Origin of the sequence: Bartonella sp. AA16NXGY, from assembly GCF_042197325.1 — a bacterium.
Classification (GTDB): Bacteria; Pseudomonadota; Alphaproteobacteria; order Rhizobiales; family Rhizobiaceae; genus Bartonella.
The window spans coordinates 1-23,246 of sequence record NZ_JBHIRR010000019.1 but is presented as its reverse complement, the minus strand read 5'-3'; the positions used below and the strand labels follow the sequence as shown (position 1 = coordinate 23,246).

Genomic DNA, 23,246 nt, shown 5'->3' with positions numbered 1-23,246 from the left:
CAATATAAAACGCTCTGTACGGTCAAATTTTAGGTAAATAGACCAATTGGTAAAATTATGGACTAAAAACATGAGAATATTAAAAGACCTATTCTTAAAAAAGCGTAAACAACCAATGCAAAAAGAGTTTGTTGCAACAGCTGTTGGTTATGTTCCTTGGGGGGACGGAGCAGAGGAGTATTTTTACAACCTCTACGAATACGAAGACGGCACAAGAGAGTGTGAAAAGTTTGATGGCGGACAGTATTATACCACACCAGAAAATGCGGCTTTTAGTACCAAAGCGCAAGTAAAAGCATGGGTTTACGGTGGGAATATTCCGAAAAGCGTTCTCAATTACGAACCTCTTATAGACGAGATCAATAAAGAGATCAAAAAATTACCGAAAACCACAGGAAATAAATATGTTTACAGATAAACAGCTAAGAGCCTTGTTTGGCATTATAACTTTTATATTTTTATGTTTTTTAGGAATTAAAAAAAATCCCTACTTTATTCAAAGTATTTTGATATTTGCATCTTTTGGTTTGATAATAGTAACAAATATTTTTGTAATTTTATGCAATTCTCATATTCCTTTTGAGTTGCAGAACAATCCAAAATATAAAGATGATGATACAACGGGTTGGGTGAAACTAACACGTGATTTACAACAGTATTTGCACAGACTCTCAAAACTAATAAGTTTAGCGCTTGTCGTTTTAATTTTCCCAAGTAGTTATAAAGAAACGGTCTCTTTACCTATTATTTCTAAGTACGTGGAGCATAAGCTTTCTTTTTCATTGGATACTGTACTTTGGTACTCAGATATTGCTCTTTGGTATTCCTTTTTAGTTTGTGTATTGTTTCTTATGTTACATACACGCAGTTTAATAAATATATCTATTTACACACTACAGTGCTCAGTTAAAAAGCCATAGTAAAATTTCCGATTTTATAAAACTGTTCAGATTACGTTGTCTCTTCTCAACGTTCGATAAAATCAACAAGAGCATAAAAATCTATCGTGGGCTGCTTGATTTTAAAGAACATGACCTCTAGGTGTGAAGAAAGATGGGCTAAGTCTTTCTAAAGATGCCCTACTTGCTCTAGAGGTGAAATATGTGGGATTGGGTTGTTATGCCGAGCTTGCCACAAATCATGCTTTTGTTGCAATTTAAGCCAGAATTCCGCATCATTTAAACCCGCTTTTTCTAACCGTAAAGCTAAGTTAATACTAATCGCCGCATGGCAGTTTAAGACGCGGGATAAAGTTAAACGTGCAACGCCAAGACGATTTGCAGCTTCTGTTACTGTTAACCCTAATTCATCAAGCAATTCTTCTTTCAAAATGCCGCCAGGGTGTGGAGGATTGTACATCATAATAACACCTCAAAACTCAATGGTAATCTTGATAATCAACCAGTTCAACGTCTGTCCCAATGAAACGAAAGGTAACACGCCAATTTCCATTGACACGCATTGACCAGTAACCTTTTAAATCGCCCGTAAGCGCATGTAGACGATACGATTTAAGAGTAACTTGTTCAGGCGCGGATATTGTATCTAAAATTACTAAAATGTTTGCTAATTTTTTAGCATGCGCGGGTTGTATGCCTTTGCAGACTCCTCTTTCAAAGAATAATTTCAACCCTTTATGCTTAAAACTAACGATTGCCATATATACCCTCTTGATACTATACACCATGCATTTATGTCAATTGATTATTTATCAAAGAGCATATTAAACATAATTTTATATGTTAATAATTAATAATATATCATTGAAATAATTGAAAAAATAATAAAATTATGCTAAGATTTTTTACATATTTAAATACCAATTTAAGGTAACTAAAACATGCTAAACAAAGTGACATTAATCGGACGCCTCGGTGCTAACCCCGAAAGCAAAACCATGACTTCTGGAGCTGAAATAGTCAATTTTAGTATAGCAACTTCTGAAAGCTATACTGATAAAAAGACCAATCAAAAAATAGATAAAACGGAATGGCACTCCATTGTGGTTTTTAATCCGCATTTGGCAAAAATTGCTCTTCAGTATCTCAGTAAAGGTTCAAAGGTTTACATAGAAGGCAAATTACAAACCCGTAAATGGCAAGATAAAAATGGTCATGACCGTTACACAACAGAAATTATTTTGCCTCAATATAAAGGCGAGTTGTATTTGCTTGATGCAAAGAAAGAGCAATCTGTACACCCCTCACCCATTACTTCTCAAAATTATGCTATTGCCTCAGGTGCTGATAATTATGGTGCATCTCTTAATGATGGCGTCCCATTCTGATTGAAAAAATATGGCTAAAAGAAAAAAACATGCAAAACGTGGACGTCCTCGTATTAATGGATGTATCAGAGAACCCAATGGTCGTATTTCACGGACAAAAATGCCTCATAATCCCATTGACAAATTGGCAATAGAAATACGTGCCAAACGCTTTGGCTTAACCATAGAAGAAGCAAAAAATCCGCTTTCCGCTACTTATATCGGACGGCTTTATCTGCAAGGTGTAATTAATCAAGATCAGTATGATGCTGCACAAAAATATCTTGAAGTGAGAAATAATTACCTCTGTGCAAAAGCCTTACCAAATGCAATTTATGATGACTTTACTCCATCTTTAAATGAAGAGGCAAAAAAACAATGGATTGAAAAAACTACTCATTACTATGAAGCAATGAAAGAGGTGCTAAAAGAAGCACAATGCCTTTATAGACAGCATAATCTTTATGCCGCACTACAAGTATCTTGTTAGTGAAGATCAATCACTGCCACATCTTGTCGGTTCGCTGTATGTTGCTCTGAATGCACTTCATAAACATTTTATACAAAACCGCTAAATTTTAAGCAGCATTTTGAACATTGATAGTGATCTCTTTTCCAAGAGCAATGAGAGTGGATTCTAAAGCATCTAATTTTGTTGCGTGGTTTAAATCCAATAATCGGTCAATTTGTATTGGGTGAAGTTTTAAAAGACGCACGAGATCAGCTTTGCGTAAATTCTTTTCAACCATAGCGTTGTGTATTGCAATTTTTAAAATAACTAATGAAGATACTTCAACAAAAGGATAGGCAGCATCACGAGCTCCAAAAGGGACCACTTCTCGATCTTGGAAACGCCCCATAATAACTGTTAAAAGGGCATTTTTAGCGTGTTCCAAAGCCTCTTTTTCGTCGTTACCATAGGTAATAAATTCTTGAAAGTCTTTGGAAACGACAAGAAGAGTATCATTGTCATCTTTGATAAACTTAAGTGCATATTTCATTTACATCTCCATATTCAGACTTACCTTAGGTCAAGATCTTTAAGAATCTTTTGAACTAATCCCGTTCCTAATTCTTTCCGCGTACCATGCATAGGTAAAACGGATTTTTTAGAACCACGTTTTACAAGCAAATGGCCACCTTTCCCTGAGGTAAAACTGCAACCATGTTTCGTAAGATATCTTTTTAATTCTTGACTGTTCATAAATATAATATAACATCTAAAATGTTTAAACACAACATAAATGTTGTTATTTGTATAAAATTAAAGATTGGCTTTTAAAATACTAAGTTTTGATCAAAAAAATTAAAAATACACAATATCGTGATTTTTCTATTGACAATACGTGAAAAATCGTATTTAGTGGCAGTACGGCACTGGTTGTATTGCGTCTAAAATTCAAAAATATCCCCTAAAATTTGATAAAATCTTAAGCTTTCAAGAGGGCTTAAAGTACTGTTTTTATTGATAAAACAGACTAATCTATTTTGCACATATCAAACGCCATTCAGTAACCAATGATGTCATTAATTCATTGCCTCAAAAGGAGCGAAGATGAAAGCAATCATCACCAAGCCAATGTGTGTTGTTGGCGATAATAAAAGCACTGTTCGTTTTGAAACTTCAACTCCCAATAATCCATTTGTTGAGATTTCCAATCAAGTCTACGCACGTCTCAAGCGTGCAAATGCCGCTAAACCTTTTGTTGATGTTAAAACAAAAATAAAGCCTGACAAGGAAGTTGAACAAATTAAACAGATAGAACAAGAAGCCGTACAAACATCGTCTGAACCAGTGACAGAGGAAATTCCACTCGAACAGCCAAAAGCATCTAAAGCTTCCAAGTCACCTACCCCAAAAAAGGCTTAGAAGTTGAAGTTAATCATCCACCAAAAATGGTATCTTCAACAGGCAAAAGATACCTTCACAAGCCTTCAAGCCCCTCGCCTTAATTGGGCTCTGCGTAATGCTCTAAACACTACAGCAAAACAAGTTGAACGCTTCACTGAAAAGCAAGTTGCAGACATCTCATCAGCCCAAATAAAGCGTATAAGAAGAGGTGTTTATATTAAAGAAAAGGCGACAGCAAGGTTTCTTGAGACAGATATCATTGGTTCTGTAACACCGATACCTCTTAAATTTTTTAAAGCAAACGAAACAAAACGCGGCGTAACTTACACACTGTTTGGAAAGAAAGAAATCTTACCCCATGGTTTTATCAAGGGAGGCAGTTTTCCAAAGCGTGTTGAATTAAAAAAGCTGAATGGGAATGTGTTTCAAAGAGCGGATGGAGATAAATTTCCCATTGCAAAACAAGAGGGACCTTCAATTGCTGGGGTGATGTCCAAACCAGAGATTGCAAGTGCTATTGCACAATATGCCAATGAAAGATTAACCAAAAACATACAGAGACAACTTTCTCGTCAAGAATACGCTGCTAATAAGAAAGGCTAGATCCTGTTCTCAAGCTTTATCTATATATTCCATATCCTTATGAGTTTAAGCATTACATATTCTTATTGCAATTTTAAAAACAGATTATCACTTATGCTTTGTTTTTTCATAAAAAAAATCAATAAAATCAATTCAAAAGGTACTTCCCAGCGGGTTGGCTTCGTTGCGGGGCAGGACAGCGCGAACTATCGCTAGCGACAGAATTTTCAATTTGACTGTACATTGTACACATAACTCATTGATAAATAACGAATTTAATGTGTTAAGTATTTCCTTATCGTATTAAATCTTGTTTTTCAGTTGGTACCGTAAATCTCTCTTTATCCTAATACGCCGTAACCACCTCCTTCTTAGGACAGAAAAGAAGGCAAGGAGCAACTATGAATAAGAAGAATCGTAAGGGTCTATCGGTTCGTGCGTTTGCGAAGAAGATGGGTGTTTCACATAATGCAGTGGTTTCTCGGATAAAGACAGGTAAATTTGATGCGGCTCTTTTTGAAGATGGTTCTGTCAATGAAGCGCTTGCAACAGCTATCTGGAATGAGAATCCAACAAAGCGCCCTACTCCATTTTTAGCACCGGATGGTCAACCGCTGACAAAGATCAAACAAGCCTCCACAGATGGAGCCAATGAATACAAGATAAAACTAGAGCGGATGCAAGTTGCGCTAGCAAAAGAAAAGATTGCTCTGGAAAAGTTACGCGAAACCACTGTTGATCGTGAAGAAGTGAGAAAAGAAGCATGGAACTTTGGAAGAGCGCATCGAGATACAATGCTCAATTTTGCCTATCGCTTTGGTACTGAAATTGCGGCGCAAGTGGGATGTGATGCTGCGAGCCTTATTGGAGCTATCGATCATCATATGCGCAAAGCTTTAGTGGAAAATGTCGTCCCTGTTTCTTTTCACGATCCCAACATTTTAGAAGAGAATCCAGAACATGATAAGTGATGCTTCGCCCTCGTCCTCTGGTGCTGGGCTCTTTTTTTGCTATGCGAATGAAGGACGCCGTCCTGACCCGCCTTATACTGTTTCCCAGTGGGCTGATAAAAATCGTTATTTGAGCACAGTTACGAGTGCTGAGCCTGGATTATGGAGGACTATACGTACCCCCTATTTACGAGAGATCATGGATAATCTTTCTGTTTATGATCCGACTGAAACAACGGTTGTGATGAAGGGGGCTCAGATTGGAATGTCGGAAGCAGCGTTGAACTTTTGTGGTTATGCCATTCATCATAGTCCAGGACCTGCCCTTTATGTAATGCCGACAGTTGAGACCGCTAAGAAACTGTCAAAGTCTCGTCTTGATCCGATGATTTCAGCTAGCCCTGCTTTAAGTGAACGCATTGCTCCTGCTCGTGCAAGAGACAGTGGAAATACAATGTTTTCAAAGGAATTTTATGGGGGGACATTGATGATTACAGGAGCAAATAGTGCTGCTGGATTGCGTTCTTCTCCTATTCGCTATTTGGTTTTGGATGAAGTCGATGCTTACCCATTGAATGTCGATAATGAAGGCGATCCTGTAACAATTGCGGAAAAACGAACCTCTGCTTTTATTCAACGTAAAATTTTTAAATTGTCTACGCCGACACACCGTGACACAAGCCGTATCGCCAAGGATTTTGTGCTAGGTGATCAGAGATATTACAATGTCCCTTGTGATGCATGTGGTGTTCTACAACCCATTGTTTGGTCACAAATTAAGTGGCCAAAAGGCGCCCCCGAAAAAGCTGTTTTTGTTTGTGCGCATTGTGGTCATGAACATGCCGAACATCGTAAGTCCACCTTAATGGCAGAAGAAAACGGTGCTTGTTGGATCGCAACACAGGAGTCAAGTAAGCCTCGTCTGCGTTCTTACCATATTTCAGCGCTTTATTCGCCATGGCTGACTTGGGGCGATTGTGCGCGCGAATTTTTAAGAGCCAAAGAAGACCCTGCTCTTTTGCAAGTTTTTATTAATACAGTGCTTGGAGAGCCATGGGAGGACAGAACAGGCGAAGTTGTTGATCCTGATAGCCTCTATGCAAAACGCGAAGATTATCCCCTTGCACCAGAACAATCCGTCGTGTTGACAGCAGGCATTGATGTGCAAAATGACCGCTTGGAACTTGAAGTGGTGGGATGGGGGCGTAGTGAAGAAAGTTGGCATATTGATTATCAAGTGATCCTTGGTGATCCCTCTTCTTTTGAAGTGTGGGACCAATTGGATGAATATCTTGCAAAACGTTGGCCGCATCCAGGCTATAAAGAGGGGATTAGGATAACAGCGGCTTGCATTGATACCGGTGGTGGACACACACAGGCAGTTTATAATTATGTACGCCCGCGTGAAGGGCGGCGTATCTGGGGCATTAAGGGGCAAGCGGGATGGCGTGCGGTATGGCCACGCCGACCAAGCAAAAACAATAAAGGACAGATTAATCTCTATATTGTTGGTGTTGACGCGGCAAAAGATATTATCACGGCACGGTTTAAAAAATCGGGACCTGAAGCATCAGGGGCTGGTGCAACACACTTTCACAAAAGCCTTGACCAGGAATATTTTGACCAGCTAACCGCTGAAAGAAAAGTCATCAAATATTTCAAAGGCTTCAAGCGTATTGAATGGCAAAAAAGTGAAAAGGCAAGAAACGAAGCCTTGGATTGTAGGGTCTATGCTTATGCGGCTTTACAAGGTCTGATTTCGGCGGGAATAAACCTTAATCGAGAAGTTGATATCTTAGAAGAGCGTTTGGAAAAACTTAAAATTGAAGGTTCTGTAGAGCAACCAACATCTGGGATTTCTTCATTCACTTCTCCAAGAAGATCTCAGATAGCAAAACCTCAAAGGAAACAATCCAGAACAGTGATGAATCCTTATATGCGAGGGGATTGGAGGTAATTTGTGGGTGAAACTTTAGAACCAATTAACAGCAAAATTGACAGACTGGAAAGTTTAAAAAGGCGGCGTGAACAAATTGAAGAGGCTCTTTATTCGGGTGCGCAATCAGTGCGTCACGGCGATAAGCAAGTCAGCAATCGTTCTGTTGAGGAACTTCGCAGAGCGCTTGAGATGCTGAACATACAAATAGCCAACCTTGAAGGGCGCAAGCGTTCACGCGTTTTCTATTTTAATATATCACGAGGCTATTAATGGCTGGTTTTTTCAATAAACTCACAGGCTTTTTTACAATTTCTCGTCAACACAATCCGCCTTTTGAAGCTGCAAGTAAAAGCCGCCGTATGGGTGGTTTTGACCCCGCAAAAAAACATATCAATAAAGCGATTGAAGAATGTGGTGATACCATTGTTGCTCGTTCAAGATGGCTTTATGATAATGAATCTCTTTATGGGTCTGCAACGGAAGAATGGGTCTCTGCGGCTGTTAGTGATGGGATTAAACCTTATCCTCGTATTGAAGGTTTTCAAGAAGAAAAGAAAAAGCTTTTAGACTTATGGTGGCAATGGGTTGATGAGGCGGACTATGATGAAGATGCCAATTTTTATGGACTTCAAGCAACCATTGCACGAGAAGTCTTTCTAACTGGTGAATGTTTTGTAAGACTACATTATGTTGACCTCTACGGGCGCTCTGGTGTGCCGCTTCAATTACAAGTTTATCCCACCGAAATGTTAGACCTTACTTACAATGGACCGGCTGATATTGAAGGCAATTACATTCGTATGGGGATTGAATTTAATGCCAGTGGCAAGCGCGTTGCTTATCATTTCTGGGAACATCACCCCTATGATGATGTCCCTGCAAATATGGCATTTGAGAGCCAAGAGCGCGTGCGTGTCCCTGCTGAAATGGTCATTCATATCAAAGAGCGCCGTATTGCCGGACAATTGCGCGGTTCTCCAAAAATAACGCGCGCTATGACAAAGATCTTTCAACTCGAATCCTATGACGACGCAGAACTCGATAGAAAAAGGACGGCGGCTCTTTTCGCGGCGTTTGTCAAGGACAATTCACCAAACGTCGAAAAATTATCCGATAATCGTGATAAAAACAACGTTGAAGAAGAATACAAAGCACCTGTCATTGCGCCCGGTGCATCTCTTTATTTAGGAGAGAATAAAGAAGTTACATTCTCAAATCCTGTTGAGGTTGGTGGCTCTTATGAGGCTTTTCAATTTCGCAATATCTTGAAAATTTGTGCAGCACTTAATATGCCTTATGCCGTTGTGACTGGAGACGTTACGCGGGGGAATTTTTCAAATGTACGCACCTCCATCATTCAGTTTAGACGGCACGTCAAACAATGGCGTGAACATATTATTGCCTTTCAGTTTAACCGCATTGTTTGGGAGCGTTTTGTTGAAATGGCAGTGCTTGCTGGATGCGTCAATTTGCCAGGGTGGGAAGAAAATTCCTTGCCATGGCTTCAATGTGAAAGCTTTGCACCCCCGCTTGAAATGATTGATCCAAACAAGGATATCTCAGCGGAAAAAGAAGAAATTCGTGCAGGCTTGAAAACACGACGCATGGCACTTGCCGAGCGTGGCTTTGATATCGACAGCATTCATGCCGAACTGCAAGAAGAGCACACAGACGCTCGTGCGCGCGGCTTATCTTTTGACACGGATATGGCAGCGACCTCTGATAGCAATCAAGTAATTGATACCGCAGATTCAGAACCTTCTGAAACTTATGAAAGTAACCAAGGCAGTGAGGCACATAAAAATGGTGAATAATCTTGATATGCCGTTTTTGGCATCACGGCTTTTTGGGGTTCCTCATATGCTTGCCTCGACAAAGCTTGATATCATTTTGAATGCTCTTGCACCACGCCTTTTTGAGGGAGAAAAGTTTCCCATTGAAGCTTATTCGCAAGAGAATACAGAAGCTTTAAGACCCCCTGAAACTTATGTAGTACAAAACAATGTTGCCATAATACCGGTTCATGGCACGCTTGTGCGCCGTGGTGCATGGCTTGGGGCTTTATCGGGGCTAACCTCTTATGAAGGTTTAAGCGCTTCTTTTCGTGAAGCCATTGCACAACCTGATGTTCGCGCTGTTTTACTTGATATTGATAGCGGCGGTGGAGAAGCCGGTGGTGTGTTTGATTTGGTTGAAGAGTTTCAAACACTCTCAAAACAATACGACAAGCCCATTTGGGCACATGCCAATGAGTTTGCTTGTTCTGCAGCTTATGCCATTGCTTGTGCGGCTTCTCAAATATGGGTAGCTCGCACAGGGGTTGTGGGCTCGATTGGGGTTGTTTGTGCCCATCTTGACCAATCTCGTGCGGATGAAAAACACGGGCATAAATGGACCTTTGTCTTTGAAGGTGATCACAAAACCCATGGCAACCCTCATGAACCCTTGAGCGATACAGCACAGATAAAAATGCAAGCCGATTGCGCCCTGCTCTACGAGATGTTTGTCGATTTGGTGGCGCAAAACAGACGCTTAAATGCTGCTGCAATTCGTGACACAAAAGCAGAAACTTTTATAGGCACCCAAGCGATCACGCTTGGATTAGCAGATGCGCAGGGCACCCTTGCGCAAGCTTTGGAAGCCTTAACGGATTCCATATCACAAAACCCAACATCAACAGAAAAAGAAGGACAAAACACATGGCACGCACACAATACCGCGCTGAAGAAGAGGATGACGAAAAGATCGTCGACATCATCAATGACGAGGAAGAGGACGAAGACGATAGTGACATCGACAAAAACGCCGAAGACTTCGACGATGAAGAAGAAAACGAAGATGAAGATGAAGACAATGAGGACAAGCAGGAAAACATAAAAGCTGCTCTTGAAAAAGAAAGAAAGCGCGCAAAAGCACTAACAACCCTTGAAAGGCAAGCAAAGCACTTAGGCGTTTCTTTTGACGCAGCAAAAGCTATTCAAAACGGTATGAGTGTCGAGAAAGCACGCCAGTGTGTGTTGACGGCTGCTAGCTCTCAAAGCGCGTCTTTAAAAGTCTCGCCTTATACCCCTCATAGTGATGGGACGAGCAAGGCAAAGATTTATGCAAAATGGGAAGCAGCTTGGAGGGCAGTGAAATGACGAATATTATTTATGACGACGTACGCAATGGCGCTTATCTTGGACCCTACGACCCCGATATGTCAAATGAAGAAGTGCTGTTTGCATCAGGAGCATTCATTGAAGCTGGAACTGTCATGGGGAAAATTACAGCATCACAAAAATATACCCCCCTTAATCCAGCAGCATCAGATGGCAGTCAAACACCGGCAGGGATTTCTTTTGCCACTATTGACGCAACAGAAGCAGATCAACGTGCCGTGATTACAGCACGCTTATGCACTGTAAAAGCTTCTGAACTTCTATGGCCAGATGCCATCACGGATGAGCAAAAGAAAGCAGCCATTCAGTCTTTAGAAGACCATAACAACATTCTATTGCGATAGGAGAATGCACACATGGATATGAATTTTTTTAAACATGATGCTTTCTCAAGCATCACAATGATGAAAGCCATTGAAAACTATGAGTTTCAACCTGGTCTTGTAAGCTCTCTTAATCTTTTTGAGGAAGTTGAAACCAGTACCACAGTGGTTGGTATTGAACGGCGTGATAATACATTTTCGCTTATTCAAACCAGTGAACGTGGCGCACCTTTGACAGAAGGTGATAGAGAGGGTCGTAATCTTCGGTTTTTCAAAACAACACGGATTGCCAAAAGTGATACCGTAAAATCAGAAGAAATCCAGAACCGTCGTGAATTTGGCGCAGAAGATCAGTTAGAGACAGCAATGAAATATATTGCCAAGAAACAAAAGAAACTGATTTCTGAAATAGAATTGACATGGGAAAATATGCAGCTTGGCGCTGTTCAAGGGGTGGTTCTTGATGCCGATGGCTCTGTTATTGTCGATTGGTACAAAGAATGGGAAATCGCACCACCAAAGCCGATTGATTTTAAATTAAATAATGAGACAACCAATGTTGCGGACCATGTTGATCAAGTCATTATGAGGATGATTGAAGCTTCAAAAGGAGCATTTTCTGATCGTTCGCGGATTATTGGGCTTTGTGGTAATGAATTCTTTTCCAAGTTGAAAAACCATAAAACAATTCGTGAGACCTATTTAAACACAGCCTTAGCACAGACACTCAATAGCGCCGGAGGTGTTGCAACACCAAGTTCGATTGGCTCTGGGAGCTTTGGTAGTTTTGACTTTGCAGGTGTCACTTTCATTAATTACCGGAGTATTCACAACTATAATGTAAGTGCGAAGGCTGGAACAAAGCGCGCTATAGGCATTAAGCCTGATGAATGCCAATTCTTTCCTGTTGATGCGCCTGGTGTCTTCCAAAAAACCTTTGCTCCTGGTGAAAGCTTGGATTTTGCCAACACGGTTGGAAGGCCGCTCTACACGATGCTTATCGTCGACCACGACCGTAATGCATGGGTAAAACCGGAGGTCTATAGCTATCCGCTTTACATCTGTACACGCCCTGAAATGCTGTTTAAAGCAGTGATTGGAGCGAAATAACATGCGGTGGAACGGGCTGCTAAACCAAATGGTTAAAGATGTGCGCAACACTTTTGGGCAGCCCATCATCTACACGCGAAAAGACAACCAGCAATCTTTTCGTATCACAGCGATTTACGGCATTAAACATTCGGAATCGGAAGCCGGTGGCAGAATCTCTACCACAATTGCAAGAAAGGAACTTGATCTTTGTATCAATGATATCGGGGGAATACCACCAAAACCTCAAGATAGTATTGTGGTCCTCTCTCCTGAAAACAGTAAAGCCCCCTCTTCTCAAGAGCACTTCGTGGTCACAGATGTCCAAGCCTCTGAATCCGGTATGTATAAGCTTATCTTGCGGGAGCTAAAACAATGAAACATCTTTGTCTTGTGTGTTTAAAAGTCAATAAGGCTGCCCAAGAACCCGGATTACTGCTGCAAACCTTGGATTTGGAATAGCACTAAATCGGTAATTCCATGGTGCGCCGGTACGGTGACTGATGTGACATCCTTGGTATGTTATAGTTACTGATGCAATTCTTGCCCAAGTAGTCCTTTCATTATCTTCAGGGCTTTCAAATACAATAGCTTGATTTGTTACTAAAAGACGTCCTAAAATTGGAGTATTTTCGCCAATATCAAAGGTAACGCGTTCTTGAACTCCCAACAGTTTTTCATTTTGTACTAAACGATAATCATATTCACTTGCGTCAAGTTCTTGAAACATTTCACATGCTTCCTCAAAATTAGAGGGAGGAATATCTGATTGCCACAGAGCAACTTCTTGCTCAAAGCTTTTTTCCTTTTTTGTCTCACGATAGGCAATAATAACAAAAATTAAAACAATAAAAATGGGTACTAATAACCATGGCGTAATAGTTACTGTTACCACAATGCCTCCAATCAGTAGAGCACAAAGAAGAACGATCTGTACCCTCTTTTCTAACCGTTTTTTTTCAAGTTCCGGCGACATTTTATTAACAACTGATAAATCAGAAGAAGGATGGATATGCGGGGGAGGCATTAAAACCTGCTCTGAAACTTTTTCTTTAAAACGTTTGTTGCGTTTATCTTGCCAATGAACAAAAATAGACAATGCAATAAATGCAAAGAAAATTAACCTGAACCATCCCCAAAAACCTAGACCATCATTTTCGTCTGACTTTTTATCTTGAACATGGATACTTTGCTTATCAGTATTCTCAGGTAGTGCCTTTGTCACGCTTTCATTTTGAGTAGCAACATCTATTAATAAAGTCGAGGAGGAGGAAAAAATTTCATTATTGTACGCAACTTGATCTGGTTTGATTTTGTGAAAAAAAAACGCACCTAATATTGCAGAGCCGAGAAATAATAAGACTCCAATGCCAAGGGTTTTCAATCCATTTTTGCACCATTTTTTTATACACACTAAAACAAGTCCGACAACCATCACCGGTAACGACAACAAACATACGATCATCGCAATTGTATCAAGTATGTCGAGCATTATTGTCCCCTCCACTATAAATAAAAAACTAAGCTGGAAAATCTAAAGTGAGTCGACAAATAAAGTAAATATGTGCTTATGATTTTTAGAAAAAAGTGATATTATTATAGGAGTATGAATAATCGAAACAGGAACCTAACGAACACCTTAAATACTAAGCAGATAAGCTACCGAGATAGTTTATTTTCGCACATTAAAGGCTTTGACTCATTGTATGTTACTCGCATATAGTGATTTTGTGGGGTGTGGTTATGCTATAACACACCTTCATAGGAAAGCATAACGACGGACTTACTACCGTGTTTTTCAGTGCTCGGCACTTTCTAATTAAAGAGTCAATGAAAAACGTCTAAGTAGTAAGGAGTTCACCATGAATACTCTATAGAAATTAAAGAACAAACTATTGGCCAAGTAAACAGTTCAAACTGTTAACGCACGTGAATTATATTGCGTTTTTGGAAATAAAGTCTGAATTTAGAAAACGGTGGAAAAGAAAAAGAATACCACATTACATTAGACATGGCTAAACATCTTTCGATTATAGAGCGTAATGACAAAGGGCATGAGGCACGTCAATACTTTAACAAGTGTTCAAGGCATTGATTTATAATGATAATCTAGCGTTATTCATATTGAATGAGAACCCTGAATAACGTAAGATTCTCTCATCTTAAATCTGTGTATCTTGAATCAATCAAAATCACTTGCTTGCACACCACAAGCGGGGCTAGCGTGTGGGTAAAAACTATAGCAGAAAGGAGTAAAAATGGTTCTTATGAATCGTCTTAATGCAAGGGCTGTCGCAACATTGGGAGCTGGTAAATATAATGATGGTGCCGGCTTGCTTCTTCACAAACGTAAAGATGGTGGTGCTCAATGGCTTTATCGTTATACCATTCATGGTCGGCGCCGCGAAATGGGCTTGGGTGCCTTGCGAGATGTTTCTTTAAAACAAACCCGTGAATTGGCAACTGGGTGGCGGGCTGTTTTACGTGAGGGGCGTGACCCCATTAAAGAACGCAACAAACAAAAGCGTGAGGCAATGCGCAATCTCCATTATTTAAAAGATATTGCTCTAGATGCTTTTGAAAGCCGTAAAGCTGAATTAAAAAATGATGGTGAGTCTTGTAATTGGTTTTTACATTTACGCCTCCATATTCTCCCTAAATTAGGCTGTCTGCCCGTTTCAGAGATTACCCAAACAGAGATACGCGATACCCTTGCCCCTATTTGGCATACAAAAGCTGGAACTGCTCGAACAGCACTAATGCGTCTTAATCTTTGTCTCAAACATGCGGCTGCATTAGGGTTAGATGTTGATTTACAAGCAGTAGAAAAAGCAAAAGCTCTCTTAGGCAAACAACGTCATAAAAAACAAAGCTTACCAGCCATGGATTGGAGAGATGTGCCGGCTTTTTACCAATTTCTCTGCAAAACAACAACTATAAAACATTTAGCTTTGCGTCTGCTTATCCTTACAGGGGTTCGTAGCAATCCTTTGCGTCATATTCGTGAAGATCAGATTGAAGATGATATATGGACAATCCCTGCTGAGAATATGAAAGGTTTGCGTGACGCTACAACAGAATTTCGCGTACCTCTATCATCTGAAGCGCTAAAAGTGATTAAACAAGCCCGTTGTATTTCCAAAAGTAATTTCATTCTGTCTTTTTCCGGTCGTGCTCCCCTTGCTGAGAATTGTATGGCAAAATATATGAGAGACAATAAAATTGAAGCCTGCCCCCATGGTTTTCGCTCTAGTTTACGCGATTGGCTAGCAGAAACAACCGATGCCCCTTATGAGGTCGCTGAAACCATTCTAAGTCATACAGTAGGAGGGCAAGGAGCGTGCCTATCGTCGCACTGACTATCTAGAACAGCGCCGCGTTTATATGGATAAATGGGCGGCTTATGTCACGGGTCAATCTTAAGATATGGGGTGCATAACCCCATTATCTGTGGATAACTTTAGCTCTCTTGTCTCTCATTCTTTCTCAATAAGATTCATCACGTATTACATCAGAAATTATATGATAAAATATTGTTTTCTATAAATAAAATACCTTCAAAAATGAACCAAAATGTGCTTAATAAATAGGCATGATTTATTTCCATTTTTATAGTGAAAGGATTTTAGAATGACAGAAAATGATATTCTTTTAACAGACCGTGAAAGTGCAAAATTGCTTCATATGAGTGTCTCAACATTCCGGCGTCATGTGACCAATGGCTCTCTCCCAAAACCTTTAAAATTTGGTTTTTTATCCCGTTGGTTACAATCGGATCTTTTGAATGTAATCGAACAAGCAAAACAGCAACGTTATAACGACGCGGCATAAAAAGAAAACCTTGTCACGTAAGGACGGACAAGGCTTTCTCAAACTCATCACCCTAGAGATAGCACAATCCGTTCTATGACGCAACGTTATAGGATTTACAATGATGTGTTCTTTTAAGAATGCGCAAGGTATCACACGTGCATTACGTGGAGTTTGGCATGGGCGTTATGGACTTGCTCATTGCCCTGCTCATGATGATAGGCTGCCTAGCTTATCCCTTGCCAATGGACATGATGGGCGTTTATTGCTCTATTGTTATTCTGGCTGCTCTTTTAGAGAGATCATACAAGCGCTTATTAGAATTAGATTGCTTGGAAAACAAGCTTATGATCAGACGCTCTCTTTCTCCAAACAGTTTTGTGCTGATCTCAAACGAGCAAAACAGAAAGCAGAGAGAGCAAAAGCAATTTGGCAACAAAGCCAACCTATTAAAAACACTTTAGCAGAAACCTATTTACGTATGCGGGGTATTACATGTGATTTGCCTCCTGATTTACGCTTTTACGACAAATGTTCGCACCCCTCTGGGGTTACACTGACCGCGTTGGTGGCTCTTGTTAAGGGCGCTGGCTCTTTCGCCATTCATAGAACCTTTTTACAAGCCAATGGTTGCAAAACAGACCAAAAACCAGCAAAAGCCATGTTGGGATCTGTAACAGGTGGTGGGGTGCATTTAAGCCAAGCCAATCCAAAACATAAGGAATTATTTAACAAACTTTAGAGCTTTTATGCTGTTACAACTATCTTCGTGAAATTTATGAAGACAAAACCCAAAAGGCGGTCGGCCTACAAAACGCTATGAATAGCTCACCTTGGTGAAAAATCATAGGACCACACAATAGAGAAATCTCTTTTGACAGTTTTTCAAGCCAATCGCTCAACGCTCTTTTTAGTGACATTCTCTTCATTGCTCTTTTTTCAAAGAAAATGATCAGAGTTCTTCTTACAAAGAGTTTTGTTGCTTTTGGAGAGTTATTCCAATGTTTATGTTATTTTTTTAATAATAAAAAATAAAAAACATTATATTTTAATATTTTTGTTTAGGATCTTGAGCTACTCTATGGAAATTTCTATTTTTGTAAAAAATCCAAACGTGCAACAGCATGGTAAAATATATTTTTATGACGTTGGTGATGATCTCAAGAAAAAAGAAAAAAACCTTACGATAATAGGAGTCATTTGGAAGTATTGATGGTATTAAGTGAATATCAGCTACAATATCATTGGGATTTATATTACTCGTAATTGGCATTTTGGATGCATGGCTCATTTGTTCTGCGAATTATTGGACTTGAATGTTTAATCTATAAAGCCCAGTATTGATGATATTAGAATAAAAGCCATCTTGATTTGTAAGTTTAATCGAATGCAAATTGAGAACATTCGATATAATAACAAGCGTATGCTTCTTAGCTAGCCCCTTTTAAGTAAGATAATAAGTCCACCTGCCATACTGTTTTGATTGGGGTTGAGCTCAGCTTTATAATAAACATCAAGCTTAAAAATACCGTTCGCTTATTTTGAGTTACATCAAACTGAAATACCTATAATTCTTTCTCATCAAAAATCTTGAATAAAAAAGGCAAGTTGCTGCTTAAATTACTGCTAATATCAAAAAAATCAAAGCCAATTTTGCCACCATCTTTGACACTTTTAGTATATAAGATCCCGATACATGAGACAAGCACCATATCGTTCTTCCATCGGTATGTCCTATATCTATTCACGAAACATAGCTGCTTCAGAGTGGGAAATACTATATATTTGTAGCAATTTCTTTTAATTGATTCATATCAAAATACAAATCCGATACCTTTTGGCAAAATTTATCAAGATAAATAAACAATTCATCAGAGAGAGATATCTTTTTTTCTCGAATTCTCATTAAATCCTCAGTTTTATTATTTAACGGATGCGCTTCAAAATTACTTGCACGATTTCCTGCTAATTTGGTAGGCATATAATGATTTATGATGTTACAAAAACTACAATCTAAAGGGCCTGAAACATTACTTCCAACCATACCAACGTAGTTATTTTTATTCTCAAAACACTTATATAATTCTTTAATATTACTTGCAAATGGCTTATAGACAAAAGCATTATAGCCATATTCGTGAATTTTTTCATAACCACATTTCACGAATGTCTCATCAGCGATATTTAAGAAACCCAAATCTGGAATTTTTGAAGGAAATTTCACAGGCTGTTCTATTCCAAACAAATTATTCTTATCTATCCTATCAATAAAATAATTCCACTGCTCAAAATTAATACTTGCATTGAAATCAATAATAAATTTTACATTTTTGTTTTCATTAACAATTGCAATTGTATCATCCAAATACTGATTCGATGATTTCAATTTTATCAAATCGTAATTACGTATCTCATCATCAATAATTGCACCTATTCCTATCGTTTTAATAGATTTCATTAATCCAGAATTAATAATTTTAGCCATTTCAACTTTTTTAAAAAAATCTTCCAACCCAAAGAAATAGCTTAAAGAATTTGCAAAGTGTTTACTTTTATTTATTGATCGTTCATTTACAGATTTTATAAAATCGTCCGGCATTTCTCCGTGACTAGGTGACAATGGCAACTCCATAGCAAAGGGCGAAATAACTTTATCCTGAGCAGTAAATAAAATTATCAGTTCTGTTTTTTCAACTAACACACCAGAAGAACTGTGAAAAGAATCCGATAGTTTATATTTATTGGTGTAAACTCTGATGCGTATATCCATATTTTATCTCACAGCCAGAAAAAAAATCCCGTATCATATTTAACTGAAATCTATTCTCATACTTTTTTCTATTTTCAAAATTAACTAAAATGAACTCGGGAGTAGCGATACGTATTAGAGCTAACACTTCTGCCAAATCGAATCTCTCCGATAAAGTAATCGTCACACTATATGGTACGCTATCTTTTTTCATACATTCTATGTTACGCACCCACGTTTGTTTATATTTTTTACTGTCTAGATTTCTTATCTCTGAAATAACATCTGTGCCTATTTGTATCCCTAAAAAGAACGGATTACTCTTTAATAGCTTCAAATATGGTTGAATATAGATGTGCCCCCCTGTTGCAATCCGAAAATATTTTTTGCAAATGAGACACATACAAGTATATTTATGAAGTAAATCATAATCGAGCTCAAAAGGCTCTCCACCAGAAAGAATAATAAAATCAGATTTTATGTCATTTATTGTATATAAAGATTCAGGCAACGCGTCATCTCTCACCATATATTCCATCGAATACGGACAATGATTGCAGCCCGCACTGCAATTTTCATTACAAATTACAATATTATCGCCCATGAAATTTCTTATTCAAGTTCATATAATCCAATACTAATTGTTTCATGAAAATATTTTGGTATAGAGAAAGATCAGAAATTTTTTTAGCCACAAACGCTTTTATCATTGGTAAAGCTTCATCCTTTGATATAGACAGCAAATGAGAAATATAGTCTATCCGTTCTTCTAAATTGAGAGATAATCTTGGACTGGTGAAAAATGTTAAGATATCCAATTCCGGACTGGCTTCTTGACATAAATCCCAATCCACTACCATAAAAGAACTATCAGAAGTAACAATGATATTATCAGGATGTAAATCTCCATGTGATAAGATTATATTCTTGCTTAATCGATCTTGAAAGATCTTATTGATTTGATCAATAATCGCCTTTTGATGTAGCAAATCCATTTGGCTCAATACAGTACCCCGGATAAACTCCCATTCGACTATTTCATCGCAAAGTGTTATCAAATTTGGTGCAGGATAGAGACTTTGTCGAAAAGAGCCATCCTTGATGTTTTCATTAATGCACGATGCTTCCGGATAAATTTGCCCATAGCAAAACTCTTGATGCTTGCGTTTCAAGAAATGTTGTTTTGACGATTGTGCATTTTCAGGCTGTAACCAAATGATTTCTTGTTTTCTGACAAAAATAATTAAAGCAGACACCCCAAAAATCACAGCCATAATCACTGCCAACCACAAATTAGCTTGCCAGAATGTTGAAAAAACATGACCGTATAAAAAACTGAATGCAAAGGATACAACAGCTGTAATAATGGCTGTAAATGATAAAACAGTCGCGATAGCTTTGGGATCAATCAGTGAATTTATAAGAAGAGACGACAGATAAGATCGATAAGCAGATTTAAAAACACATAGCAGTAAAAATCCTAATATAAGAGCCGCAATGATTTGAAATGACATGAGAAAAAAAGCAATGGTTACCATACAACCAATCATTAAGACGGGAAAAATAGGATTTTGAAACTTTGAAAAATACTTCTGAAACAATATATTGGAACTTGCTGAAAAAAAATTCCCAATGATAAAAATAATCGAAACCAAAATAGCAGGTTGAAATGGCAAAAAATCAGAAAATGCGATAGAAACAGTTCGATTATTAACCAAAATAGCAAAAGCTGAAACTGCACTTAAAAAAACAAGAGTGAAGCGATAAGGGTTTTTGACTTCTTTACGGCTGGCGCACATAACTGTGAAAATACTCGGATGAGCGTTGATATGAAAACTATCTAATCCCTTCGTCAGTTTTGAAAACATAAAAATAGCAAAAATTAATGAAAGGATTTGAAAAATTACAGGCAATGCAGGATGCACATAATAAAGTATTCCCCCTAAAAAAATAAGTACCGTTGTCACACTATAGGTAACAGCAGCCACTTCGGACTTAACGGAAAACAGTGTGCGATGCTTTGGTACTACAGAAAAGAGTAAACTATCTTCCGCACCTGAGAAACAAGCGGCCGCTAATGTGATACACAACAAATAAGTGGCGTAAGCAAAATATGCATAATTCATAAAAAGAGCTAAAAAACCGCAAAGAAAGAAAAACAGCCCAGTATAAATAACGCGCTTACTTCCATAAACATCTGATAATAAACCCAAGGGGACTTCTAAGATCAAAGGAAGCAATAAAAAATAACTACCGATTAAAACAATATCCGCTTGCGACAAATGCAATTTTTCCGACAAAAAAAGTGGTAAAACAGCAACCACTAGAGCAGTAGACTTGCTAACGCTATAAATCTTAAATTGCTTAACCTTATCCACAAAATACCTTCCCACGACATCCGCTACATGCGCCAGATTCTTTCAAAGATTTTAAAACGCTTTGAGCAGACCAATCTATTGCCTCATAATTTGTAGATTCCCAAAAGCTTCTGAATAAAAGCAATTTTTTAAATCTCCATTATAGTCCAATACCAAGGATCAAAATGGAAATAAACACATTAACGGCGACGAAACGTACGCAGAATTTTCGCCTAAGTAATAATTAATACAATTTACAAAATTTTGTGACGTCCATGAGATTTTCCTTTCTTGGAACTTTTTATCTATATAAATCTGGAGGGGGGATTCTTTCCTTGATAATTCATCTCTCAAATGAAAAAGTGAAGCGTTTGGCGGAAGAGTTTTGTTTCTTAAAGCCTTAGATCGATCCTTTGTATTATTTTTTCTAGAAAAACTAAATGACGACGTATCGAGCGGACTGAATCCGATATAATCGACATCTTTGCTTATACAAAAATCGATAAAATTAATAATATTTTCTAGAATCTCTTTGGTAACTGTCGCTCTTATTCCTATACTTTGCAGAGGTTGAAGATTCTTAACTGTTTCAATGTTTTTCCACACGCGATCAAATTTATTCGCCCCCCGTATATCATAATATCCTTGGACACTAGTCGAATCCATAGAAATAACAATTTCTTTTATGTCATACTGTGAAATCCATAAATTTTTATGCAATAAGATGCCATTAGTATTTAATTCAACGGGCAGACCTAGTTCATTCAACGTTAATAAAATATCTTTAAGCTTCGGATGCATTAAAGGTTCTCCCCCAGAAAGCATCACTGAGGCAGCTCCTTTTTCTTTCAACATTCTAAATAAGGGTATTAAACTTTCTGGAGTATGCCAATTTTTTTCCTTAATCCTCCAGCAATCGCACATGATACAAGGGCTATTGCAATTCTGGATAATATGTATAATAGGTGTTACAGGTACCCATAATTTTTTAAGATCAAAAATCGAATCTGACGCACTAATCAAGTTTTCCTTCTTTAAAAGAAAGCCATTCTTTTCTAGTTCTCTTAACAAGATTGAAAAATCTGATGCTAAAATCTCTGTCTCTACATTAAGCTTTGCCGCAACAGTTTCAATTTTCTGATTCTGTAAAAAACTGAATCAATTAAAATTATAACTGAATCATTAAGCACAATAGTCGAAAAATCATTTAATCTAGTTATGCTATTCTCGTCGAGATTAATACAAAACATTTCCCCTCCTAAATTGTTTCTTAATAATACAATGGATAAGGGCGCTGCAGCGCTCTTATCCTGTTTTTTTATTTTTTTCTATCTCACACCAATGGTTTATAACAAGTTAAAGTTGCACTGCTCACAGTGCCAATCACCTGCGGTTTTTTATATGACATAATATCCCCCTCATACTGTTATTATGTACTTTATTTATATTCAAGACAATTAGTATTTTATAAAAAGTTTACAACTTTATAATTGTAAAATCAATTTAACTGTATTACGCAATATTCAGTTTGGAAAACAAATTAGCCTATACCGGTATAAATCGAAAAACTCTTGTGCTCAGCTAATTTCCATTTTAATTAGTAAGTTCATTCAAAAAGTATTATTCCTGATTTCAATGGCTATTTCACTTAAATCGCAATAAGAAATATGCAATGTTCTGCTTTATCAAGTAATTTTAAAAAGATTTTTTTGGGCTGAAATAAAGAATAGTTGTTGCGTAAATCAGCTTCTCAGAAGAAAAATTTTTCAATTATTTTTCTGTTTTAATTGTAATTTTGTGAAATACTACTTGCGGTGAAATTACTTTTAAAAGAGGTTCTACTCGACGCCAAAATACAAACTTTTATTTCTTATTAAAGATACAATCATATTGATTTATAATGATAATTTAGCACTATTCATATCGAATAAGAATCCCAAATAACGTAGGATTCTCTCATTTCAAATCTGTGTATGGTTGAATCAACTAAAACCACTTGCTTGCACGTCACAAGCCGGCTTGTTACTTCATAAGCGTAAAGATGGTGGTGCTCAATGGCTTTATCGTTATACCATTCATGGTCGGCGCCGCGAAATGGGCTTGGGAGCGTTGCGAGATGTCTCTTTAAAACAAGCCCGTGAATTAGCAACAGGATGGCGGGCTGTTTT

26 protein-coding genes and 3 pseudogenes are annotated in these 23,246 nt (G+C 38.0%); 20 read left to right on the top strand and 9 right to left on the bottom strand.

The window, feature by feature from the left end; genetic code table 11:
* Positions 1–70 precede the first annotated feature (70 nt).
* Together ACFINK_RS08375 and ACFINK_RS08370 are read left to right on the top strand one after the other, a co-directional pair.
* A complete protein-coding gene (locus tag ACFINK_RS08375; protein WP_375638746.1) occupies positions 71–418 on the top strand; it encodes a hypothetical protein in 348 nt (115 codons plus the stop codon).
* Entirely contained in the window at positions 405–920 is a 516-nt protein-coding gene (locus ACFINK_RS08370; RefSeq protein WP_375638744.1) for a hypothetical protein, read from the top strand. The genes ACFINK_RS08375 and ACFINK_RS08370 overlap by 14 nt, the downstream gene beginning before the upstream one ends.
* Before the next feature lie 148 nt (positions 921–1,068).
* Here ACFINK_RS08370 and ACFINK_RS08365 read toward each other — a convergent pair whose 3' ends face one another.
* Complete coding sequence (locus tag ACFINK_RS08365; RefSeq protein WP_375618724.1) at positions 1,069–1,362, bottom strand: HigA family addiction module antitoxin; 294 nt, start codon at positions 1,360–1,362, stop codon at positions 1,069–1,071.
* Between the two features lie 16 nt (positions 1,363–1,378).
* Positions 1,379–1,660 (bottom strand): type II toxin-antitoxin system RelE/ParE family toxin, encoded by a 282-nt coding sequence (locus ACFINK_RS08360; protein WP_252619286.1) that lies wholly within the window; start codon positions 1,658–1,660, stop codon positions 1,379–1,381.
* A 180-nt stretch (positions 1,661–1,840) separates the two neighbouring features.
* Here ACFINK_RS08360 and ssb point away from each other — a divergent pair, with 180 nt between their 5' ends.
* Positions 1,841–2,287, top strand: a complete 447-nt coding sequence (ssb, locus tag ACFINK_RS08355) for a single-stranded DNA-binding protein (protein ID WP_375638742.1) — start codon at positions 1,841–1,843, stop codon at positions 2,285–2,287.
* Positions 2,288–2,297: 10 nt separating this feature from the next.
* Complete coding sequence (locus ACFINK_RS08350; protein ID WP_375638740.1) at positions 2,298–2,756, top strand: hypothetical protein; 459 nt, start codon at positions 2,298–2,300, stop codon at positions 2,754–2,756.
* Positions 2,757–2,844: 88 nt separating this feature from the next.
* Here the strand turns inward: ACFINK_RS08350 and ACFINK_RS08345 are convergent, their stop codons facing one another.
* Together ACFINK_RS08345 and ACFINK_RS08340 are read right to left on the bottom strand one after the other, a co-directional pair.
* Positions 2,845–3,267 (bottom strand): HicB family protein, encoded by a 423-nt coding sequence (locus ACFINK_RS08345; RefSeq protein ID WP_100131245.1) that lies wholly within the window; start codon positions 3,265–3,267, stop codon positions 2,845–2,847.
* 20 nt (positions 3,268–3,287) lie between these two features.
* Positions 3,288–3,470: a type II toxin-antitoxin system HicA family toxin gene (locus ACFINK_RS08340; protein ID WP_038473319.1), complete on the bottom strand. Its 183-nt coding sequence runs from the start codon at positions 3,468–3,470 to the stop codon at positions 3,288–3,290.
* Positions 3,471–3,821: 351 nt separating this feature from the next.
* Here ACFINK_RS08340 and ACFINK_RS08335 point away from each other — a divergent pair, with 351 nt between their 5' ends.
* The 11 genes from ACFINK_RS08335 to ACFINK_RS08285 all read left to right on the top strand — a co-directional run bounded on the left by ACFINK_RS08335 (position 3,822) and on the right by ACFINK_RS08285 (position 12,541).
* Positions 3,822–4,136 carry a hypothetical protein gene (locus ACFINK_RS08335; protein WP_375627954.1) on the top strand — a complete coding sequence of 105 codons (315 nt, stop codon included), beginning with the start codon at positions 3,822–3,824 and terminating at the stop codon, positions 4,134–4,136.
* Between the two features lie 3 nt (positions 4,137–4,139).
* Positions 4,140–4,721 carry a hypothetical protein gene (locus ACFINK_RS08330; RefSeq protein WP_375638736.1) on the top strand — a complete coding sequence of 194 codons (582 nt, stop codon included), beginning with the start codon at positions 4,140–4,142 and terminating at the stop codon, positions 4,719–4,721.
* A 380-nt stretch (positions 4,722–5,101) separates the two neighbouring features.
* Positions 5,102–5,671, top strand: a complete 570-nt coding sequence (locus ACFINK_RS08325; RefSeq protein ID WP_375638734.1) for a hypothetical protein — start codon at positions 5,102–5,104, stop codon at positions 5,669–5,671.
* Positions 5,661–7,607, top strand: a complete 1,947-nt coding sequence (locus tag ACFINK_RS08320) for a phage terminase large subunit family protein (RefSeq protein WP_375628335.1) — start codon at positions 5,661–5,663, stop codon at positions 7,605–7,607. The genes ACFINK_RS08325 and ACFINK_RS08320 overlap by 11 nt, the downstream gene beginning before the upstream one ends.
* A 3-nt stretch (positions 7,608–7,610) precedes the next feature.
* On the top strand, positions 7,611–7,859 hold the full coding sequence (locus ACFINK_RS08315) for a phage head-tail joining protein (protein WP_375612364.1): 249 nt from the start codon (positions 7,611–7,613) through the stop codon (positions 7,857–7,859).
* The gene (locus ACFINK_RS08310) at positions 7,859–9,403 is read left to right on the top strand and encodes a phage portal protein (protein WP_375613965.1); all 1,545 of its coding nucleotides are present in this window, start codon (positions 7,859–7,861) and stop codon (positions 9,401–9,403) included. The genes ACFINK_RS08315 and ACFINK_RS08310 overlap by 1 nt, the downstream gene beginning before the upstream one ends.
* The gene (locus ACFINK_RS08305; RefSeq protein ID WP_375638732.1) at positions 9,393–10,466 is read left to right on the top strand and encodes a S49 family peptidase; all 1,074 of its coding nucleotides are present in this window, start codon (positions 9,393–9,395) and stop codon (positions 10,464–10,466) included. Before ACFINK_RS08310 ends, ACFINK_RS08305 begins: the two co-directional genes overlap by 11 nt.
* A 110-nt stretch (positions 10,467–10,576) precedes the next feature.
* Positions 10,577–10,729: a hypothetical protein gene (locus tag ACFINK_RS08300; protein WP_246350187.1), complete on the top strand. Its 153-nt coding sequence runs from the start codon at positions 10,577–10,579 to the stop codon at positions 10,727–10,729.
* The gene (locus ACFINK_RS08295) at positions 10,726–11,094 is read left to right on the top strand and encodes a head decoration protein (protein WP_375612361.1); all 369 of its coding nucleotides are present in this window, start codon (positions 10,726–10,728) and stop codon (positions 11,092–11,094) included. The genes ACFINK_RS08300 and ACFINK_RS08295 overlap by 4 nt, the downstream gene beginning before the upstream one ends.
* A 12-nt stretch (positions 11,095–11,106) precedes the next feature.
* Positions 11,107–12,183 (top strand): major capsid protein, encoded by a 1,077-nt coding sequence (locus ACFINK_RS08290; RefSeq protein WP_375638730.1) that lies wholly within the window; start codon positions 11,107–11,109, stop codon positions 12,181–12,183.
* A gap of 1 nt (position 12,184) precedes the next feature.
* The gene (locus tag ACFINK_RS08285) at positions 12,185–12,541 is read left to right on the top strand and encodes a head-tail joining protein (RefSeq protein WP_375638728.1); all 357 of its coding nucleotides are present in this window, start codon (positions 12,185–12,187) and stop codon (positions 12,539–12,541) included.
* A gap of 27 nt (positions 12,542–12,568) precedes the next feature.
* On the opposite strand, the gene ACFINK_RS08280 is transcribed toward ACFINK_RS08285, so the two are convergent.
* Entirely contained in the window at positions 12,569–13,654 is a 1,086-nt protein-coding gene (locus ACFINK_RS08280; RefSeq protein ID WP_375621835.1) for a hypothetical protein, read from the bottom strand.
* Positions 13,655–14,035: 381 nt separating this feature from the next.
* Here ACFINK_RS08280 and ACFINK_RS08275 point away from each other — a divergent pair.
* The 4 genes and pseudogenes from ACFINK_RS08275 to ACFINK_RS08260 all read left to right on the top strand — a co-directional run.
* Positions 14,036–14,251, top strand: a pseudogene (locus ACFINK_RS08275) (antA/AntB antirepressor family protein); the annotation flags it as partial.
* Positions 14,252–14,420: 169 nt separating this feature from the next.
* Positions 14,421–15,585, top strand: a pseudogene (locus tag ACFINK_RS08270) (tyrosine-type recombinase/integrase).
* Between the two features lie 207 nt (positions 15,586–15,792).
* On the top strand, positions 15,793–15,993 hold the full coding sequence (locus tag ACFINK_RS08265; RefSeq protein ID WP_015856172.1) for a helix-turn-helix transcriptional regulator: 201 nt from the start codon (positions 15,793–15,795) through the stop codon (positions 15,991–15,993).
* A 100-nt stretch (positions 15,994–16,093) separates the two neighbouring features.
* Positions 16,094–16,690: pseudogene (locus ACFINK_RS08260) on the top strand (DUF7146 domain-containing protein); the annotation flags it as partial.
* Positions 16,691–17,749: 1,059 nt separating this feature from the next.
* Here ACFINK_RS08260 and ACFINK_RS08255 read toward each other — a convergent pair.
* The 4 genes from ACFINK_RS08255 to ACFINK_RS08240 all read right to left on the bottom strand — a co-directional run bounded on the left by ACFINK_RS08255 (position 17,750) and on the right by ACFINK_RS08240 (position 22,101).
* Positions 17,750–18,742: a hypothetical protein gene (locus ACFINK_RS08255; RefSeq protein ID WP_375613859.1), complete on the bottom strand. Its 993-nt coding sequence runs from the start codon at positions 18,740–18,742 to the stop codon at positions 17,750–17,752.
* Positions 18,711–19,325 carry a radical SAM family protein gene (locus tag ACFINK_RS08250; RefSeq protein WP_375613858.1) on the bottom strand — a complete coding sequence of 205 codons (615 nt, stop codon included), beginning with the start codon at positions 19,323–19,325 and terminating at the stop codon, positions 18,711–18,713. Before ACFINK_RS08250 ends, ACFINK_RS08255 begins: the two co-directional genes overlap by 32 nt.
* Entirely contained in the window at positions 19,315–21,099 is a 1,785-nt protein-coding gene (locus ACFINK_RS08245; protein ID WP_375612536.1) for an MFS transporter, read from the bottom strand. Before ACFINK_RS08245 ends, ACFINK_RS08250 begins: the two co-directional genes overlap by 11 nt.
* 159 nt (positions 21,100–21,258) lie before the next feature.
* Complete coding sequence (locus ACFINK_RS08240) at positions 21,259–22,101, bottom strand: radical SAM protein (protein WP_375638726.1); 843 nt, start codon at positions 22,099–22,101, stop codon at positions 21,259–21,261.
* A 954-nt stretch (positions 22,102–23,055) separates the two neighbouring features.
* On the opposite strand from ACFINK_RS08240, the gene ACFINK_RS08235 reads away from it, so the two are divergent.
* Positions 23,056–23,246: Arm DNA-binding domain-containing protein (locus ACFINK_RS08235; protein ID WP_375638724.1), on the top strand; the 191-nt coding region annotated here is incomplete at its 3' end.